Origin of the sequence: Pseudoalteromonas sp. 1_2015MBL_MicDiv (genome assembly GCF_002407505.1) — a bacterium.
Lineage (GTDB): Bacteria > Pseudomonadota > Gammaproteobacteria > Enterobacterales > Alteromonadaceae > Pseudoalteromonas > Pseudoalteromonas fuliginea.
This window is the reverse complement of record NZ_CP012737.1, coordinates 1-19740: the sequence shown is the minus strand read 5'-3', so window position 1 is coordinate 19740 and position 19740 is coordinate 1. Positions and strand designations below refer to the sequence as shown.

Genomic DNA, 19740 nt, shown 5'->3' with positions numbered 1-19740 from the left:
AATTAAATAGAGTGAATATGCATTACATGCAATTTGTGTAGGTTATTACTCTTTAATCGTTAACTCAACTGCGCCGTGACTTAAATCAAAAATATCTTTGATTGCTTGCTGCGCTTCGCGGCTATCTATTGTAATCACCCATTCAATATTAGCAGTAAATTGCTTATCAATATTAAGCACTTGATACTTTGTTTTTAATAACTGCTCAATCGCGCCTTGCATGCTGTACTCGCTACTCCCTGTAATTTCAACACTGGGAACTTTAAGCACTGTTTGCAACTTCACTAACGCATTGTTTAGTGAGCCACCATAAGCACGTACTAGTCCGCCAGTGCCTAATTTTATGCCGCCAAAGTAACGTGTGACGACAGCTGTGATTTCGCCAAGGCCTGAACCCACCAGCACATTTAACATAGGCTTTCCTGCAGTGCCATTTGGTTCACCATCGTCCGAAAAACCATAAACATGGCTGCCACCGGGGTTGCCTGCCACATGTGCCCAACAGTTATGACGCGCATCGCTATACTTTTCTTCAATGCTTTTAATAAATGCTTTAGCTGAATTTAAATCGGGGGTGTGTGCAATGTGGACTATAAACGTACTTTTTTTAATTTCTTCTTGATGAAAAACGTCAGCAGCAGGGTATTTATATTCAGACATATTTTAAACTTGTAAAAAGGGGGCCAAAAGGCCCCTTTAAATAATGTACGTATTTTAACGTGTATAAACTAATTGGTGTTAACTAGAATTAATCGAGCGCTAAATCTCGTGTCATATTTTCTAGGCTATCTTCGTGAACAATAATGTTATCTTCAATACGAATGCCGCCAAATGGTTTAAATGACTCTACCTTTTCCCAGTTAATAAACTGCTTATTATCGGTTTGTGCTAAATCACCAAGCAGTGAATCAATAAAGTATAAACCAGGCTCAATAGTAAACACTTGGTTTTTTTCAATCAGGCGAGTACAACGCAAGAACGGATGCCCTTCAGGCGATGGTTGATGTGTGCCCTTTTCGTCACTCATAAAACCGCCCATATCATGCACTTGTAAACCAAGGTGATGCCCTAGTCCATGCGGGAAGAAAGTAGAGGTAATTTTACGCTCAACAATTTCTGTCGCGGGTAGGTTAACAATTTTAAAGTCACTGAGTATTTGTGCGATACGGTTATGGCATTCAACGTGTAAATCACCATAAAGCATACCCGGCTTTAAACCTTTACCTAACTCGATTTGTTGAACAGTCATCGCTTGTACAAGCTCAGCAAACTCACCCTGCTTTTTAAAATCATACGTACGAGTAATATCAGCGGCATAACCATTAAAGTTTGCACCGGCATCAATTAAAAATGAGTTATGAGTGTGTGGCGCTTTTGGATCAAAGTGCGTGTAATGCAAAATAGCGCAGTTTTCGTTAAGCGCAACAATGTTGCCGTACGGCATTTCATTTTCGCTTTGGCGTGTCGCCATTAAATACGCTTGCTGAATGTCGAACTCGCTACCACCATTAAAAAATGTATCGCGTGCAGCTTTATGCCCATCTACTGCAATGCGGTTAGCGTTGCGTAAACATTCAAGTTCGTACTGCGTTTTATAAGCGCGGTGGTAATGAAAATAGTTAAGTACAGGCTCAGGGTTCATAATACTAAAACCAAGTGCTTGCGCTACTTCAATGTATTCACCCATGTAAGCATATTTAGCTTTATCGTATGGTAATAACTTTTCTACTTGATCAGGCTGAAGTAGTAGCTCTATATCAAAGTATTCAGCCCAAAAGTCGCGTGGCTCATCAGGCACTTTATGCCAAAAATCTACTGGACGATAAAATATGAGTTTTGGCTTGTCGCTGCCATTTACCACAATCCAGCAATGAGGATTATCAATAACCGGTAACCATGCTTTAAACTGTGGATTAACTTTAAATGGATAATACATATCATCTAAAAACTGGCGCTTAGCTTGGCCTGAATGAATTACTAATCCTTCTAACCCTTCGCTATTACAAATTGTACGAGTACGCTGTTGCAGTGTTGCAATATGTTCGGCGTATAAAACGGCTAATTTATCCATTGTTAATCCATCTGTTAAATTTAACTTGCTCTGAGTCTACCACTTATACCAATTGCATTAAATTAATGATCTATTATAGCGATAAGAAAATAGCTTAATAACAAGGCTAAAATTATGATACATAGTTGTTCTATATAAATAATTTTTAACGTAGTTATTGAGTTATTTAATACGCTAGAATGATCATGTTTTAATAAAATTGGTATTATCCGCAAAGCGCTCAAAAAAGGGGGTATCTAGCATGTAAATACCCCCCACTTTAAACTTATATTTACTAACCGCCCATTTTCATTTGAAGCAATGGCGCGAGAACATTTCCTTCTCGGCCCATTCTAGTATGGTAAACCTGACGATACGCAAACACATTTTTTACATAATCACGGGTTTCACGATACGGAATAAGCTCCACCCATAATTCAGCCGGAATAGCTTCATCAGGTAGCCAGCGTTTAACACGGTGATACCCTGCATTATATGAAGCCGTTGCTAGTATTTCGTTGCCATGGTTCTTCTTTTTTAAATACTGTAGATAACTGGTACCTAACCTAATATTTGTTTTAGGCTGATATAATCGATTACTCGACACACTGCCTTTATTTACATATTTGGCCGTACTTGGCAATAATTGCATTAAACCACGTGCATTAGCGTGAGAACGTGCATCAGGGGCAAAAGAGCTTTCACGCCTTGCAATAGCAATACTCCAGGCCACATCTATTTTGCTGCGTTTACTGTAGCGTTCAAATACATCTTGAAACGCAAACGGAAAACGTTGCTCTACGTTATCCCACGCTTTAATTTTTGCTAAAGTAAAAATAGTACTGTCGTGCCAGCCCAAATCTGTAGATAGTTGTGATGCAGCTAGCTTTTCTTCATCACTAGAGGTATCAGTTAAGTAATTCCACTCACGGCGAGCCGACGTGAAGCGCTCAAGATCATAAAGCGCTTTTGCTCGTTTAAAGCCTGGTGCATTACTAACGTTATCTACCAGTTCCTTATCAACGATTAAAGGCTCATTATTTAAATCAACTGGCAACCCTAAGCGTGCGGCAGCTAAAAAGCCATAATAATCACGATTAGTCGCTACTTTTTTCCAAATATCGTCTGCTTTTTGCTGCTCGCCACGTTGTGCATAGCTATAAGCTAACCAATATTGCTGGCCGAGGCTTAAATTTTCTTTCCCTGTAAAAAATGCAGCAATCCCCTCCCAATCTTGGGTTTTGAGCATATTGCCCAATTGCCATTGGATAAGCTTGCTGTCTAGTCGCTCTTTTGGCACTTTATTTAGCCAAAAACTCGCTTGCTTATGCCCACTTGAAGCAAGTGACAACGCAAAGGTGTAATAGACATCCGCTTTTTCTTCGTCGCTGTACTTAAATATTTTTTCTATCTTTTCCCATGCTTTTAAAGCGAGTGCTTTATCGCGCCAAACCAAACGCTTAACACCATAAATTGCTATTTGCCCTTCTTTAGCTGATTTTTTTTTGTATCGATATAAACCAGCAGAAGCACTAGGGTCTCGACGCACCTTTAGATATAAATCAGCCAAGTAGCGCTCATTTTTAGGTAATAACGTTTTTAAGTAAGGTAATAAACTTTGCTTGCCACCTTCGGCTGCAAGCGTAATTCGCTGCCAAACAGTTTCTTTATCCATGTAACCTTTTTTACGCCACACTGAAAAAAGCTCGTCGCACTCTTGCGGTTGCGACTTTCCGACAGTCCATAGATCGGTTACTTGATTTAGTATTGCTTTTTCAGGTGCACCTAAATCAAGCTGAAAATCCAAATAAGTGCACGTAAGCTCTGTATTTGATGTTTCACGGTAATTATTAATATATGCCGCTTTTTTATTTTTCTTTTTTAAATACGCTAACCATGCTTTACGCACCGGCCATTCAAGGGGCGTATGCTGATAAATAGTTAAATAGTTTTCTATTTCTGACTGGTATTTAATATTAGGATGTCGTTGCCAATACGTTTTTTCAACATACGGCTTTAACGGATGGTTAAGGTTACTAACCGCTTGTTTAAAATCTTGATAACTTCCATGACGGACTTTTTTTTCAGCATCTAAAAATGCATCGTTATCAATACTTGCCTCGGCAGAATGAAGAGGGAAAATGAATGCAGCTGCCGCAATGCTTAATAAATATTTTTTCATAATGTCCTTTAATAAAAAATTAAAGTAGTGAATAAAAACTTTTCAACCACCTTAGCACCAAACCAGCTATATTTTAACCAGTCGATTGTAACCGAGTTAAATTTTTCGTTGCATTTTTAATTTAAAGCAAGCACACTGATTGAAATGCAAACTCATCGTACCAGTCTTAGTTCGTCAACTAGGGAGAATAATAATGTTATATAAAAGCGATTCCTTTGAAGTTAGCTTCCTAAAGGAAAACATCGCCGAGTTTAAGTTTTGTGTTGCAGGTTCTGTAAACACATTATCTCAAAAAACTCTTTCAGATTGCGCAGCAGCATTAAAAGAATTAGCCGCCAATACTGATATCAAAGGCATGATTTTTACCAGTGATAAAGAGCACTTTATTATTGGTGCCGATATCTTCGAATTTTTACCTACATTTACTAAACCTGAAGAAGAATTAGTAGTGTGGATCAAAAACGCAACCGACGTTTTTGATGCAATTGAAGATTTACCATTCCCAACTCTAAGCGCTATAAACGGTATGGCACTTGGCGGTGGTTGTGAGTGGGCACTTGCTACCGATTATCGTGTAGCAAGCGAAACAGCTAAAATGGGCCTACCAGAAGTTAAACTTGGCATAATGCCAGGGTTTGGTGGCACAGTGCGCTTACCACGCATCATTGGCGCCGATAACGCGATGATGTGGATTACCTCAGGCGCAGAAAACCGCGCAGCAGATGCCCTTAAAGTAGGTGTGTTTGACGCGGTAGTTAGTGCTGACAAACTTTTAGAGTCAAGTATATCAACACTTGAGTTAGCGATTGCAGGCAAGCTAGATTGGCAAGCAAAACGCAACGTAAAACTACAGCCACTTAAATTAAACCGTGTTGAGCAAGGCATGAGCTTCGCTATGGCAGAAGGTATGGTAATGGGTAAAACCAAAGGCCACTATCCTGCACCGGTTATGGCTGTACGTACTATTAAAGCAGCGGCAAACTGTACTCGCGATGAAGCAATGGCAATCGAAAATGCCAACTTTGCTAAATTAGCACGTACACCAGAAGCAGCTGCACAAACAGGTATATTTCTAGCTGACCAATACATTAAAGGCAAAGCACGTAAATTTGCTAAGCACAGCGATGTAGAAATTAAGCAAGCCGCTGTATTAGGTGCTGGTATTATGGGTGGCGGTATTGCATACCAGTCTGCTTATAAAGGTACACCTATTATAATGAAAGACATCCAACAAGATGCGCTTGATTTAGGTATGGGTGAAGCGTCTAAGTTATTAGGTGCAAAAGTTAAGCGTGGACACATGCCAATGGAAAAAATGTTGGCAACACTTAGCAAAATTAAGCCAACACTTAACGCGTCAGACCTACAAAGTGCCAACATCATTGTTGAAGCCGTTGTAGAAAACCCTAAAGTTAAGCAAGCAGTACTCGCTGATCTTGAAAAGAACATGCCAGAAGGCACTGTACTTACTTCAAACACATCGACTATTTGCATTGATTTACTAGCGCAAGCGCTAGATAAGCCAGAAAACTTCTGTGGCATGCACTTTTTCAATCCAGTGCCAAAAATGCCATTAGTAGAAATTATCCGTGGTGCAAAAACCTCAGATAAAACAATTAATGCAGTAGTTGATTACGCGCTTAAATTAGGTAAATCACCAATTGTTGTTAACGATTGCCCAGGCTTTTTTGTAAACCGTGTTTTATTCCCTTACTTTGCTGGTTTTAGCAAATTAGTGGTTGAAGGCGCTAACTTTGCGAAAGTAGATAAAGTAATGGAGAACGTATTTGGCTGGCCTATGGGTCCAGCTTACCTACTTGATGTTGTAGGTATTGATACAGCGTTCCATTGTACTGGTGTAATGGCTGACGGTTTCCCTGAGCGCATGGCGCGTGCTGATAAAGACCCTGTTACTATTTTTGCTAACGAAAAACGTTTTGGTCAAAAGAACAAAGCAGGTTTTTACAAATACGAAACAGATCGTCGCGGTCGTCTTAAAAAGTCTCATGACGAGACAGCAATTGAGCTATTAAGCCCAATTACAGACGCACCAAAAGAATTTGATAAACAAGAAATCATCGACCGTTGTATGATTCCAATGATCAACGAAGTGCTACTGTGCTTGCAAGAAGGCATTGTTGCCTCGCCGCAAGAAGCAGATATGGCATTAGTTTACGGTGTTGGTTTCCCTCCATTTAGAGGCGGCGCGTTCCGTTACTTAGATCAAACTGGTTTAGCTAACTTTGTTGCAGCAGCAGACAAATACGCTCACCTAGGTGCGATTTACCAAGTATCTGAGCAAACTCGCAAGTGGGCCGAAGAAGGTCGTGTTTTCTATAAGGTGGAAGGTTAATATCATGAATAATCCAGTAATTGTAGATTGTATCCGCACACCAATGGGTCGCTCTAAAAGTGGTGTATTCAAACATAAACGTGCAGAAGACCTAAGCGCACATTTAATGAAAGGCTTACTAGATCGCAACCCAGCAGTTGATCCAGCATCAATTGACGATATTTATTGGGGTTGTGTACAGCAAACATTAGAGCAAGGCTTTAACGTAGCACGTAACGCATCATTGCTTGCCGGTATTCCGCACAGCGTTCCTGCTGTTACGGTTAACCGTTTATGTGGCTCTTCTATGCAAGCATTGCATGACGCAGCACGCGCAATAATGACAGGCGCTGGCGACACTTACCTAATTGGTGGTGTTGAGCACATGGGTCACGTACCTATGACTCACGGCAACGACTTTCACCCAGGCTTAGCAACATCAATTGCACAAGCGTCTGGCTCTATGGGCTTAACAGCAGAATACCTTGCTACGCTTCATGGCATTAGCCGTGAGCAACAAGATGAATTTGCTTATCGCTCACATCAACGTGCACAAGCTGCAACTGTTGAGGGCCGTTTCCGTCGCGAAATTTTAGCAATGGAAGGTCACGATGCAGATGGTTCGCTTATCTTAGTTGAAGACGACGAAGTAATTCGCCCAGAAACAACAGTAGAAGGTCTATCAAAGCTTCGCCCTGTATTTAATCCTGCATCAGGTACGGTAACAGCCGGTACTTCTTCAGCACTTTCTGACGGCGCATCTGCAATGTTAGTAATGAGCGAAGAAAAAGCAAAAGAACTTGGTTTGCCAATTCGTGCGCGCATTAAAGCAATGGCAGTCGCTGGTTGCGATCCATCAATTATGGGTTACGGCCCAGTACCAGCAAGTAAAAAAGCACTTGCACAAGCCGGTATTACAATTGATGACCTAGGCGTAGTAGAACTTAACGAAGCCTTTGCAGCACAATCATTACCTGTAATGAAAGATTTAGGGTTAATGGATGTTGTTGACGAAAAAGTGAATTTAAATGGCGGCGCAATTGCACTTGGTCACCCACTGGGTTGTTCGGGTTCGCGTATTAGCACATCGCTTATTCACTTAATGGAAGACAAAAATGTACGATACGGTTTAGCAACTATGTGTATTGGTTTAGGCCAAGGCATTGCCACTGTATTTGAACGTGTTCAAGACTAATTAGCTTAAACATGTAAAACCATCTTGGTGATTAAAAAGGCGAACTGATTTTATTCAGTTCGCCTTTTTTATTAGCTTCATTTATAAAAACGTCCCTTTATCAAACAAGCATGTAACAGCGTAATTATGTGATCGGGCGTATTATTAAATAACGTGTTTTGCAGCAATAATGTTTCAAATGAAATGGGCATATTAAGATAAGTAAAATAGTTAAATTACACTTAAAATTGCGTTAAACTGCCAAACTTACTAATTGCTATACCTAAGCACTCGCGTACACAGCAATCACTTTAATTAAACAGGCCAATTTATTATGAGCTTTGATAATCCCGATCACCAATTAGATGCCATAGGCCTTCGCTGCCCAGAGCCAGTAATGATGGTACGTGCTGCTATTCGCAAAATGAATGATGGTGAAACGTTATTAATAACTGCTGATGACCCATCAACAACTCGCGACATTCCAAGCTTTTGTACGTTTATGGATCACACGCTGGTGGCTAAAGATGCAGAAGAAGCACCGTATAGATATGTGGTGAAGAAAGGGCTTTAAAAGCCCTAAATCATTATTTATCTTCTTTCTTTAATTTAACTAGAGCATCACTATAGATAAGCATATATTTAAGATTGTTATTGACTAAAATTAACGCAATAAAAACCATTACCCAAGAAACGAACGCTATAAAAAAGCAAACTAAGACAGTGTATATATTTACAAAAAAGCCTAGCACTAATTGAATTAAACCGCTCCCTAAAGTAAAAGCAACAGCTAAAAACAAAAATAGTCTTAAACGATTTAATTGTCTGTACCTAGTTAATTTTTTATTTGTTATTTTTGCGCTCGTATACTTCTCACCATATGCACTTGTATCATAAACTTCCTTTTTCATAGTTTGAATAATAAAGGTTTTCATAGTGAACAAAAAAGCACCAACAGTTATACTTGTAACAAATAAGTAGCCTTTAACACTAGCGTAGTAGTTAATAATATCAGCAACAAGTTGATCACACATCATTCGCAGCCTTTTCAAAATCTAATAATTCTACATTTGATAATTTACTATTTGACCATATACTAACGCTCTCAACTTCCCCCATCAAATATACATATTTATTCATCGCGCCTATTAACGAAGAAGTTGATTCAGAATAGATGTAATTTTTCCATAACCTTTCTGGTAATGATTTTACATACTGATCGTATGTTTGCTTTCCAAAGTACTCTAGATTATCTCCTAACTCTCTTTGAATATCTTCACCAGAATGCATTTGACCAAAAAATTTTAATTTAGAGTCTTCACCGCTGATACATTGAAACATTGAATTAACACTAGATTTGATACTTTCTAAAGTGGTATTTTCAGCAACACTAACTTCAATTTTCCCTTTTTTAGAAATACCTAATAATGGTTCAAAAATACTACCTTCTACTTTTGCAGGCTCAAACTCTACAACTATCTTCTTTAGATATTTTATAGTACTTGATATTTCATCTAAGTCATTATCTGTTGTTAATAATTTAAAATCGAACTCACCTGAAAAGTACGATCGAGCTTTTGATAAAGCTTCTTTCTTACTTAATACGTTATCAATTTCTATCAATTGCTCTTTTTTAATTTTAAGAAATTGATTCCTAACCTCGTAATGAATACGCTTTAATATAACTCCAAACACCATTGGTGTAACAGAGTTTATATATGTATCTAAAAGTCCTCTACCCGTTTTTGGATTAATAATAAATGAGGCAGCTTCTGTACCATTATAACCCTCTGTAGTTTTTCTTTTAGTAACAATTAAATTGCCCACAGTATCTTTCTTAGATTCTAAAAAATGCTCGTCATCTTTATATTTTAGAATCTGACCGACTAAGTAATCATTTAAAAAAGAAACATAAAGAATATATGTAGTCCCTGCATACTCAAAGTTCCCTTCATTTCTAGATATTAGATGCTGATAAAAATCTAATAAATCAATATTGTTAGATAGTTTGAACTCAAAACCTAAACGATTAACACTAGTTGCCATTGCATATATCCCTAAATGCTTAAAATAAAGATTGACTAGAACATTCATACTATATCTATATAAGTGATCTCGACAAACTATATTTTTTAATCTATTTTTAATTACTTCTTCGTTATTGTAACTTGTGGGCTGTCGTAGTCGCTGTAATCAATACTTACTATGTACGTGCCTTTTATTGCTGGTGTGAAACTAAAGTAGTTATAAATAGTATTACAGTCTGCGATAGCTGGCTGGCCGAGTGTTAGGCTTTGCCCTGCTGGTTGTGAGTCGCTGTAACCACAGTTGTAGCCTTCACTAAAATCGGCATCGGCTATTTTAAATTCGTACACTTTACCAGGGCTAGAAAATTTAACTTGTGCTTGATAAAGCGCTGGACCAACTGGCGAAAACTGATACTGAGGTTCAGCGTCCCAAAGCGTAAAGTCGCCTCTTAGATAAATTGTTTTATCTAGCTCTTGCTGTGGCAATACATCGTTAATCGAAATTTGGCTTGTACAGGCAGTAAGTAAACCAGCAATTGCTAAGGTTAAAATTCGTTTCATAGAAATCATCAATGGGGTTTCCTTTGCATACAGTGAAAACTAAAAAGCCAGCAAAACGCTGGCTTTTTAAATTGCTAATCGGTGTTATTTTTGTAAAACAGAAATATCTGCAATACCTAAAAACAATCCGCTTAACTGGCTTAAAAGCGCAAGACGATTTTGCTTAACAGCTTCATCGTCGGCCATAACCATTACGTTGTCAAAAAAGTTATCAACACTTTCACGAATACCCGCCAATTGGCTTAATGCCTCTTGGTAGTTTCCATCTGCATAAAGTGGTGCAAGGTCAGTGGTAAATTTTGCTACTTGTGATGCCAATACTTTTTCGGCGTCGTCGCTTAATAAGCTCTCATCAACACTACCTTGGCTGGTAATGTCGTTTTTAGCCAGAATATTACCTACACGCTTATTAGCCGCTGCAAGCGCTTCTGCTGCGTCTAATGTACGGAAGTGGCTTACGGCTTTAACACGGCGATCAAAATCAACAGGTTTAGTCGGACGACGTGCAAGCACTGCTTGAATTACGTCTACTTCAATACCTTCGTCTTGATACCAAGCACGGAAGCGCCCTAGCATAAATTCAAATACGTCAGTTGATACATTTAAGTTAGTTAACTTGTCGCCAAACAATGTTTGCGATTTAGCGACTAGGTCTAAAATATCAAGTGGTAGTTCTTTTTCTACCATGATGCGCAGTGCACCAATAGCAGCACGACGAAGAGCAAATGGGTCTTTGTCACCTTTAGGTGCTTGGCCTATACCAAAAATACCCACCAGCGTGTCAAACTTATCAGCAATCGCTACTGCACAGCTAATTAAGTTTGTAGGTAAGTTATCCCCTGCAAATCGTGGCATGTACTGCTCGTTTTGCGCTACGGCTACATCTTCGGCTTCACCATCGTGGCGAGCGTAATGCATTCCCATTACACCTTGTACGTCGGTAAATTCCATTACCATTTCAGTCATTAGATCTGTTTTACTTAATAAGCCTGCACGCTGCGCTAACACTTTATCAGCACCTAATTGCTCAGCAATGTAACCCGCAAGTTCACTAATACGCTCAGACTTATCTTTAAGCGTACCAAGTTGCTTTTGGAACAATACGCTATCAAGCGATTCTAATCGGCTTTCTAGGGTTTTCTTTTTATCTGTTTCAAAGAAGAACTGTGCATCGGCTAAACGCGGGCGCACTACTTTTTCGTTACCAGAAATAACCACACTTGGATCTTTACTTTCGATGTTAGATACAAACAAAAACTTATTTAAAAGTTTGCCGTTTTGATCTAATAACGGGAAGTATTTTTGATCGTCTTTCATGGTGTAAATTAACGCTTCGGCCGGTACATCTAAAAATGCTTCTTCAAATGTTGCCGTTAAAGTCACTGGCCACTCTACAAGTGATGTTACTTCTTCTAGTAAATCTTCATCCATTGCAACAACAGCGTTAACTGCGCTTGCAGCCTCTTCTATTTGTGCACGAATTTGCGCTTTACGTTGTTCGTAATCAGCAATAACGTAAGCAGATTTAAGTACGTCAAAAACGTCGTCCGCATGGTTTATGCTAATTTTTTCTGGGTGGTGAAAGCGATGACCCTGAAGCTGGTTAGTTATTTTCTTACCAAGAATTTCGCCTTCAAGTAGCTCATCACCAAACAAAATAGTTACTGTGTGCACTGGTCGAATAAATTGTGTTTTATTCGCGCCCCAACGCATTGGTTTAGGAATCGGTAGTTTAGCCAATGCTTTAGTAATTGCACCTGTCATTAGCGTTTTAGTTTCTTGCCCTGCTACTTTAGCAATGTGCAATAACCAAGCGCCTTTGTCAGTTTCGAGTGTTTGTGCATCTTTTACTTCAATACCACAACCACGTGCCCAACCCATTGCTGCTTTTGTTGGGTTACCGTCACCGTCAAATGCGGCTTTAGTTGCTGGACCACGCTTTTCAACTTCTTTGTCTTGTTGCTTAGCTTCAAGCGCTTTTACTTGTAAACCTAAACGACGAGGCGATGCATACCAGCTTACGCCTTGGTGTGCTAATTCTAGTGTTTCTAGCTCTGCAGTTAAGTTTGCAGCAAAGGCTTCTGCTAATTTACGCAGTGCTTTTGGTGGCAACTCTTCTGTGCCAATTTCTACTAATAAATTTTGTGCTGACATACTTACTTATCCTTACACAGCGGGAAACCAAGCGCTTCGCGTTTGTCATAGTAACTTTGTGCACACGCTTTTGATAACGCACGAACGCGTAAAATATAACGTTGGCGTTCGGTTACCGAAATTGCGTGGCGTGCGTCTAGTAAGTTAAATGCATGCGATGCTTTCATTACTTGCTCGTAAGCAGGTAGTGGTAAGTTTGCTTCAATTAACTTTTGGCTCTCTGCTTCACATTTATCAAACTGAGCAAATAAGTCTTCTACGTTTGCGTGTTCAAAATTGTAAGTAGACTGCTCTACTTCATTTTGATGGAACACGTCGCCGTAGGTTACGCGCCCTAGTGGACCGTCTGCCCATACTAAGTCGTAAATACTATCTACGCCTTGAATGTACATTGCCAAACGCTCTAGGCCGTAAGTGATCTCACCCGTTACAGGTGAACACTCAATACCACCAACTTGTTGAAAGTAGGTAAACTGCGTTACTTCCATGCCGTTTAACCAAATTTCCCAACCTAGGCCCCACGCACCTAACGTAGGTGATTCCCAGTTATCTTCTACAAAGCGAACTTCGTGAGTTAGCGTATCGATACCCATAGCCGCTAACGAGCCTAAGTAAAGCTCTTGGATGTTATCTGGTGATGGCTTTAAAACCACCTGAAATTGGTAATAGTGTTGCAAGCGATTTGGGTTTTCACCGTAGCGGCCATCCGTAGGACGACGACACGGTTGAACGTAAGCACTCGACATTGGTTCTGGACCAATAGACTTTAAAAATGTTTGCGGGTGAAATGTCCCGGCGCCCACTTCCATATCAAGTGGTTGAATAATGACACAGCCTTGCTGCGCCCAATAATCCTGTAAAGCCAGGATCAAACCTTGAAAGGTTTTTACGTCATATTTTTGCATATTTGGCTTTTTACTATCTAAGAAGTAGCGTGAAAATTACCTTTAGTATACCGTGTGTACACTCAGGTTTTAAGCAGTTTGTGTAATTGAAGAAAATAAAAAAGGAGCCATCAGGCTCCTTTTTTGGTGTAAATATTCTTTTTATACGTCTAAGTTAACTACGCGCAATGCGTTAGTTTCAATAAACTCACGACGAGGCTCTACTTGGTCACCCATTAAGGTAGCAAATAATTGATCCGCGCCTACGGCATCTTCGATCGTCACTTGTAACATACGACGAGCACTAGGATCCATTGTGGTTTCCCAAAGCTGGCTTGGGTTCATTTCGCCCAATCCTTTATAACGCTGAATATATAGACCACGTTTAGATTCTGCTATCAACCATTCTAAAGCATCCACAAAGTTATCAACAGGAAGTGTTTTCTCTCCACGTTGAATATAAGCGCCTTCTGTAATGATATTTGCGATGTTAACACCAGTCACAGCAATACGTTGGTAATCGCGTGAGGTAATAAAGTCATAGCTCAACACATGCGATTTATCAACACCATGCTGACGAATATTCACAACCGGATAATATAAATTACGCTCTGTATCATGCTCTGTTGCAGCATTAAAAATAGTCGCATCTTCATCTCGTGCTATTAGGTCGTCTACTAGCTCTTTAGTCCACTCAATTACTTTAGCTTCATCTGAAAGGTCTTCTTTTTTCAGTTCGCTTTGATAAATTAAACGCTCCATTACCGTACTTGGGTATTTACGTTTTAAGCGTTCGATTACTTTAACTGTGTTTTGGTAATCATGAACTATTGTCTCTAGTGCTTCACCTTCAAGCGCCGACGCATCTGCACTTGTATATAAAGCCGCATTATTAAGCGCAAGCGATGTTAAGTATTCAACTAATGCTGGATCATCTTTAATATAACGCTCTTGCTTACCCTTTTTCACTTTGTAAAGTGGTGGCTGAGCAATATAAATATAGCCGCGTTCTACAATTTCAGGCATTTGACGATAGAAGAATGTTAGTAGTAACGTACGAATGTGAGAACCATCCACGTCCGCATCGGTCATGATAATGATACGATGGTAACGTAATTTTTCAGGGTTATATTCGTCACGTCCAATACCACAACCTAATGCAGTAATTAGCGTTGCTACTTCTTGCGAAGATAACATCTTGTCAAAACGTGCTTTTTCTACGTTTAAGATTTTACCCTTAAGCGGAAGAATAGCTTGGTTTTTACGGTTACGTCCCTGCTTGGCTGATCCGCCAGCAGAGTCCCCTTCCACTATATATAGTTCAGATTGGGCTGGGTCTTTTTCTTGGCAATCAGCTAGCTTACCCGGCAAGCCAGCTAAGTCCATTGCACCTTTACGTCGTGTCATTTCACGGGCTTTACGCGCCGCTTCACGTGCACGAGATGCATCAATGATTTTACCAACAACAATTTTGGCATCTACTGGGTTTTCTAATAAAAACTCAGTGAACTTTTCAGCCATTGCTTGCTCAACCGCAGATTTAACTTCGCTTGAAACGAGCTTATCTTTTGTTTGCGATGAGAACTTAGGATCAGGAACTTTAACACTAACAACAGCCGTTAAACCTTCGCGGGCATCATCACCGGTCGCATTACTGGTTGTTTTAGCTTTTTTGTTAAAGCCTTCTTTTTCCATGTAGTTGTTAAGCGTACGTGTTAGCGCAGATCTAAAACCGGCTAAATGAGTACCACCATCACGTTGTGGAATATTATTTGTAAAACAGTAAATGTTTTCTTGGTATGCATCATTCCACTGCATTGATACTTCAACGCTAATACCATCTTCTTCACGTTCATGAGTAAAATGGAATACACCTTTATGTATAGGTGTTTTATTACGGTTTAAGTATTCTACGAAAGCTTGAATACCGCCTTCGTATTTAAAGTGGTCAGATTTATTTTCTTCACGTTCATCATTTAAAATGATGCTCACACCTGAATTTAGGAATGAAAGCTCGCGTAAACGCTTAGCTAAAATTTCGTAATGAAAATCTAAATTTGTGAATGTTTCACCACTTGGCCAAAAACGCAGTTCTGTACCAGTCGTTTCTGAGTCACCAATAACAGCTAAAGGTGCATCGGGAACGCCCATAGTGTAAAACTGCTCGTGTAGTTTACCTTCACGGCGAACGGTAAGTTTTAGTTTTTCTGAAAGTGCATTTACAACAGAAACACCAACACCGTGTAAGCCACCCGATACTTTATAAGAGTTATCATCAAACTTACCACCAGCATGAAGTACCGTCATAATAACTTCGGCTGCTGATACGCCTTCTTCTTCATGGATAGAAGTTGGGATACCACGGCCGTTATCTCGTACTGAGACAGAACCGTCTAAGTGAATAGTTACATAAATATCATCACAATGACCTGCTAGGGCTTCATCGATAGAGTTATCAACGACCTCAAACACCATGTGGTGTAAGCCTGTGCCATCATCGGTGTCCCCAATATACATTCCAGGACGCTTTCTTACTGCGTCTAATCCTTTAAGTACTTTAATACTCGACGAGTCATAATTCTCAGACATGGTTAATCCCACTTATCTTGTTATTAGGTTGCCATGTTTCACGTGGAACATTTGTAGTTCTCGTTGCATGGGTTCCACCACAGCAGAAATACTTTCAGATAAAATTGAAGAGATAAAAATTTGAGAACTGCAGTGAGCAAGTAATTGTCCCACTTTCTCTTTTGTATCTTCGCCTAACTCTGAAGGTAGATCATCTATTAGCAATATAGATTGCTTATCTGTCTCTGACTCAATTAAGCTATTTTGCGTAACTTTTAACGCATATAGTAATAACTTCAATTGACCGCGTGAGAATGTATTCTCCACACTGTTGCCAGCGACACTAAAACTAAAGTCGGCCTTATGAGGCCCTTTACTTGTAAACCCTTGGCGAGCATCTCGCTCAAAGTTTTGCTCTAACGCATCTGCAAGAGATTCAGTCTCTTTCCAACCTGCATTAAAGGTCATTTCTAAATCGCGTACAAGCGTTAATTCTGCACACATTTTATCAAAAAACTGCTGCTTAAACCTACTTATATACGCCAATCTTAATTTATTTATTTCTTCAGCCAGTCTAACAAATTCTTTGTCCCAAAACTTAATTTGGTCAAAATAATTCTTTGGCTTAGTTTTTAACAACGCATTACGCTGTTTAAGTACTTTATTAAACGATTGCCACAAAAAAAAGAACTCATGTTCCACGTGGAACAAACCTAAATCTAAAAACTTTCTGCGCTCTTTTGGCCCGCCAAAAAATAAAGAATAGCTCTCTGGTGTAATAATTTGTACCGGCATAAGTTGAGCAAGTTCTGATATTTTACGGCTCGCCTTACCTTGAATTTTTAAATTAGTTTCACCCGTTTTGGTTTTACTAATACCAATTGGAATAGATAAGTCGTGTATTGTTTTGCGCCCGTGAATTACAAACTGCTCTTGCTGATGCGCGATAATACTTTTGTGTTTTGGAGTACGAAAAGATTTGCCGTGAGAAAGGTAATAAATAGCCTCTAAAAGGCTGGTTTTTCCGCTGCCATTTTCACCATATATTATATTAACGCCGTTAACTGGTTCTAGCGTCAGCGCCTCAATATTACGAAAATATTTGAGGCTCAAATGACTTAAGCTCATTGTGTATTTATAGTCTTATAAACGCATAGGCATAACAACGTACATTGCTTCTTCATCGCCTGCACCTTCAATTAATGCACTGCTGTTTGAGTCGGCTAATGTAAATAGTACGTCTTCTGTTTTTAATGTGTTTAGTACATCTAATACGTAAGACACGTTAAAGCCTATTTCTAGATCCGCGCCTTGGTAACTTACTTCAACAACCTCTTCCGCTTGTTCTTGCTCTGGATTATTAGCCGTAATTTTTAATAAACCGTTTGATAAGTTTAAGCGTACACCACGAAACTTTTCATTAGATAAAATAGACACACGTTGAAATGCATTACGTAGCCATTCACGGTTAGCTGTAATAACTTTGTCGCCACCACGCGGTAATACACGACGGTAATCTGGAAAACGTCCATCAACTAGCTTACTTGTAAATGTAAACTCTAAATCGATAATACGGATATGATTAGCGCCAAATTGAATTGTTACTAACTCGTCATCAGCGACCATAAGGCGCATTATTTCTTGCACGCCTTTACGAGGTATAATTAATTGACGCTGAGTATTAAGCGATTGCGATAACTGTTTTTGCGCAATCGCTAAACGGTGGCCATCTGTTGCGACTGTTTTTATATCAGTATTATCTACTTCAAACGACATACCATTTAAATAATAACGTACGTCTTGATTCGCCATCGAGAAATGCGTGCTTTCGAGTAACTTACGAAGCTCTAAACGAGTTAGTTGAAATTCAACCTCTCCGTCCCACTCTTCTAGATTAGGAAAATCATCAGCAGATAATGTCGTTAATGAAAAACGGCTTTTACCACTGGTTAAAAGTAATTGATGCTCTTGCAAGCTTAAAGTAATGTCTGAACCGTCTGGTAGACTTTTACAAATATCGAGTAACTTTTTAGCGGGTAACGTTAGTTTTGTATCGGCAATATCGTCACCTACAAATACGCCAGAAACTAATTCAATTTCAAGGTCTGTACCTGTCATTGAAAGTTGTCCGTTTTCTACCACTAACAAAACGTTAGATAAAATTGGTAGTGTGTGTTTGCGCTCTATTGCACCTGACACTTGCACCAATGGCTTTAAAAATTGTTGTCTTGATATTGTTATTTGCATAATAAAGTCAGCCCTAAGATGACAATGTTCTTATTAAGTTTTGATAATCTTCTTTAATTTCGTGGCTTTCGTCACGTAGTGATTTTATCTTACGACATGCGTGCAATACGGTCGTATGATCGCGTCCACCAAATGCGTCACCAATCTCAGGTAAGCTGTGATTAGTTAATTCTTTAGATAATGCCATAGCAACTTGGCGAGGCCTTGCTATAGAGCGACTGCGGCGCTTAGACAACAGATCTGATACACGAATTCGATAGTACTCTGCTACGGTGCGCTGAATATTATCAATCGTAACCAGTTTGTCTTGCAAAGCAAGTAAATCGCGCAGTGCTTCTTTTACAAAATCGATCGAAATTGGACGACCGGTAAAGTTAGCATTGGCGATTACACGGTTAAGTGCACCTTCTAATTCACGCACATTTGAGCGTAACTTTTTAGCAATAAAAAAAGCAACTTCGTGTGGTAAATTAATTTTACTTTGCTGTGCTTTTTTCATCAAAATAGCAACGCGTGTTTCAAGCTCTGGTGGCTCAATCGCGATAGTTAAACCCCAACCAAAACGTGATTTAAGGCGGTCTTCAACGCCTTCAATCTCTTTAGGATAACGGTCAGAGGTTAAAATAATTTGTTGGTTACCTTCAAGCAATGCATTAAAGGTATGGAAGAACTCTTCTTGGGAGCGCTCTTTGTTAGCAAAAAATTGAATGTCATCAATCATTAATGCATCAACACTGCGATAATAACGTTTGAACTCTTCAATTGCGTTATTTTGTAGTGCTTTTACCATGTCTTGAACAAAGCGTTCTGAATGCATATAAACAATTTTAGCGTCTGGCTTATTTGCCATAATGCCATTGCCTACTGCATGTAATAAGTGAGTTTTACCTAAACCAGTACCACCGTATATAAATACAGGGTTAAAAGCAGAACCAGGATTGTCGGCAACCTGTGTGGCCGCAGCTTTTGCTAATTGGTTTGATTTACCTTCAACAAAGCTATCAAAGGTATAGTTCTCTTTAATATTAGATTTGTAACCTGATTTAGGTGCAGGCTCAACCATCGGCTTTTGCTCACGAGGTTGCTGTTTTGTTGAAGCGTGTGCGCTTGGCGCAGATTGTGTTTCTGCAACCGGTGCAGCTTGAGCGTTTAATAAAGGTTTACTTCCTACATCAAAACGCAGCTCTGGTGCTTCAACACCACAAATTTCTACTAATAGTTCGTTAATTCTATTGAGGTACTTTTCTCTCACCCAATCAAGCACAAAGCGATTAGGTGCATAAATCGTCAAGGTATCTTCGGTACTTTCTGCTTGAAGTGGTCTTACCCACATACTGAACTGCTGCGAAGGCAATTCATCTTGCAATACATATAAACAACTTTGCCAAACCGACAGATACACAGTTAAACTCCCAGAGATATAATTTTTATTCCCGCACATCATTAATGATTAAAAATCATGCATTTATTGCGTCAAAATAGCCAAATAAGTGGCCCAAGGCCGCGTATTATGAAGACACTTTATCCACAAGTAAAAGATTGATTTTTATAAAATTGTTGA

The 19740-nt window shown here is 39.3% G+C and carries 15 protein-coding genes; 3 read left to right on the top strand and 12 right to left on the bottom strand.

The annotated features are described in order from the left end of the window. Nucleotides 1-45: 45 nt before the first annotated feature. The 3 genes from AOR04_RS00075 to AOR04_RS00065 form a co-directional block, all read right to left on the bottom strand. Nucleotides 46-660 (bottom strand): YigZ family protein, encoded by a 615-nt coding sequence (locus AOR04_RS00075; protein ID WP_007377640.1) that lies wholly within the window; start codon nucleotides 658-660, stop codon nucleotides 46-48. An 88-nt stretch (nucleotides 661-748) separates the two neighbouring features. Beyond that, the gene (gene pepQ / locus AOR04_RS00070) at nucleotides 749-2071 is read right to left on the bottom strand and encodes a Xaa-Pro dipeptidase (protein WP_007377641.1); all 1323 of its coding nucleotides are present in this window, start codon (nucleotides 2069-2071) and stop codon (nucleotides 749-751) included. Between the two features lie 274 nt (nucleotides 2072-2345). Continuing rightward, nucleotides 2346-4232: a transglycosylase SLT domain-containing protein gene (locus tag AOR04_RS00065; protein WP_033031136.1), complete on the bottom strand. Its 1887-nt coding sequence runs from the start codon at nucleotides 4230-4232 to the stop codon at nucleotides 2346-2348. Nucleotides 4233-4425: 193 nt separating this feature from the next. On the opposite strand from AOR04_RS00065, the gene fadB reads away from it, so the two are divergent. From fadB to tusA, 3 genes are all read left to right on the top strand, one after another. Further along, complete coding sequence (fadB, locus tag AOR04_RS00060; protein WP_096792170.1) at nucleotides 4426-6585, top strand: fatty acid oxidation complex subunit alpha FadB; 2160 nt, start codon at nucleotides 4426-4428, stop codon at nucleotides 6583-6585. A gap of 4 nt (nucleotides 6586-6589) precedes the next feature. Further along, on the top strand, nucleotides 6590-7759 hold the full coding sequence (fadA, locus tag AOR04_RS00055; protein ID WP_024597185.1) for an acetyl-CoA C-acyltransferase FadA: 1170 nt from the start codon (nucleotides 6590-6592) through the stop codon (nucleotides 7757-7759). Between the two features lie 313 nt (nucleotides 7760-8072). Then, the gene (gene tusA / locus AOR04_RS00050; protein ID WP_004335190.1) at nucleotides 8073-8312 is read left to right on the top strand and encodes a sulfurtransferase TusA; all 240 of its coding nucleotides are present in this window, start codon (nucleotides 8073-8075) and stop codon (nucleotides 8310-8312) included. A gap of 13 nt (nucleotides 8313-8325) precedes the next feature. Here tusA and AOR04_RS00045 read toward each other — a convergent pair whose 3' ends face one another. The 9 genes from AOR04_RS00045 to dnaA form a co-directional block, all read right to left on the bottom strand. Next, nucleotides 8326-8775: a hypothetical protein gene (locus AOR04_RS00045; RefSeq protein WP_157770525.1), complete on the bottom strand. Its 450-nt coding sequence runs from the start codon at nucleotides 8773-8775 to the stop codon at nucleotides 8326-8328. Then, nucleotides 8765-9784 carry a hypothetical protein gene (locus AOR04_RS00040; protein ID WP_096792168.1) on the bottom strand — a complete coding sequence of 340 codons (1020 nt, stop codon included), beginning with the start codon at nucleotides 9782-9784 and terminating at the stop codon, nucleotides 8765-8767. The genes AOR04_RS00045 and AOR04_RS00040 overlap by 11 nt, the downstream gene beginning before the upstream one ends. Nucleotides 9785-9885: 101 nt before the next feature. After that, nucleotides 9886-10335 (bottom strand): hypothetical protein, encoded by a 450-nt coding sequence (locus AOR04_RS00035; RefSeq protein WP_096792167.1) that lies wholly within the window; start codon nucleotides 10333-10335, stop codon nucleotides 9886-9888. 75 nt (nucleotides 10336-10410) lie between these two features. After that, complete coding sequence (glyS, locus tag AOR04_RS00030; protein ID WP_096792166.1) at nucleotides 10411-12480, bottom strand: glycine--tRNA ligase subunit beta; 2070 nt, start codon at nucleotides 12478-12480, stop codon at nucleotides 10411-10413. Between the two features lie 2 nt (nucleotides 12481-12482). Further along, complete coding sequence (gene glyQ, locus AOR04_RS00025) at nucleotides 12483-13385, bottom strand: glycine--tRNA ligase subunit alpha (RefSeq protein ID WP_007377648.1); 903 nt, start codon at nucleotides 13383-13385, stop codon at nucleotides 12483-12485. A gap of 141 nt (nucleotides 13386-13526) precedes the next feature. Further along, nucleotides 13527-15953 (bottom strand): DNA topoisomerase (ATP-hydrolyzing) subunit B, encoded by a 2427-nt coding sequence (gene gyrB / locus AOR04_RS00020; protein ID WP_033040338.1) that lies wholly within the window; start codon nucleotides 15951-15953, stop codon nucleotides 13527-13529. A 12-nt stretch (nucleotides 15954-15965) separates the two neighbouring features. Continuing rightward, on the bottom strand, nucleotides 15966-17060 hold the full coding sequence (gene recF, locus AOR04_RS00015) for a DNA replication/repair protein RecF (protein ID WP_096792165.1): 1095 nt from the start codon (nucleotides 17058-17060) through the stop codon (nucleotides 15966-15968). A gap of 15 nt (nucleotides 17061-17075) precedes the next feature. Next, nucleotides 17076-18179 carry a DNA polymerase III subunit beta gene (gene dnaN / locus AOR04_RS00010; RefSeq protein WP_096792164.1) on the bottom strand — a complete coding sequence of 368 codons (1104 nt, stop codon included), beginning with the start codon at nucleotides 18177-18179 and terminating at the stop codon, nucleotides 17076-17078. A gap of 13 nt (nucleotides 18180-18192) precedes the next feature. Continuing rightward, a complete protein-coding gene (gene dnaA, locus AOR04_RS00005) occupies nucleotides 18193-19581 on the bottom strand; it encodes a chromosomal replication initiator protein DnaA (protein WP_096792163.1) in 1389 nt (462 codons plus the stop codon). Nucleotides 19582-19740 lie beyond the last annotated feature (159 nt).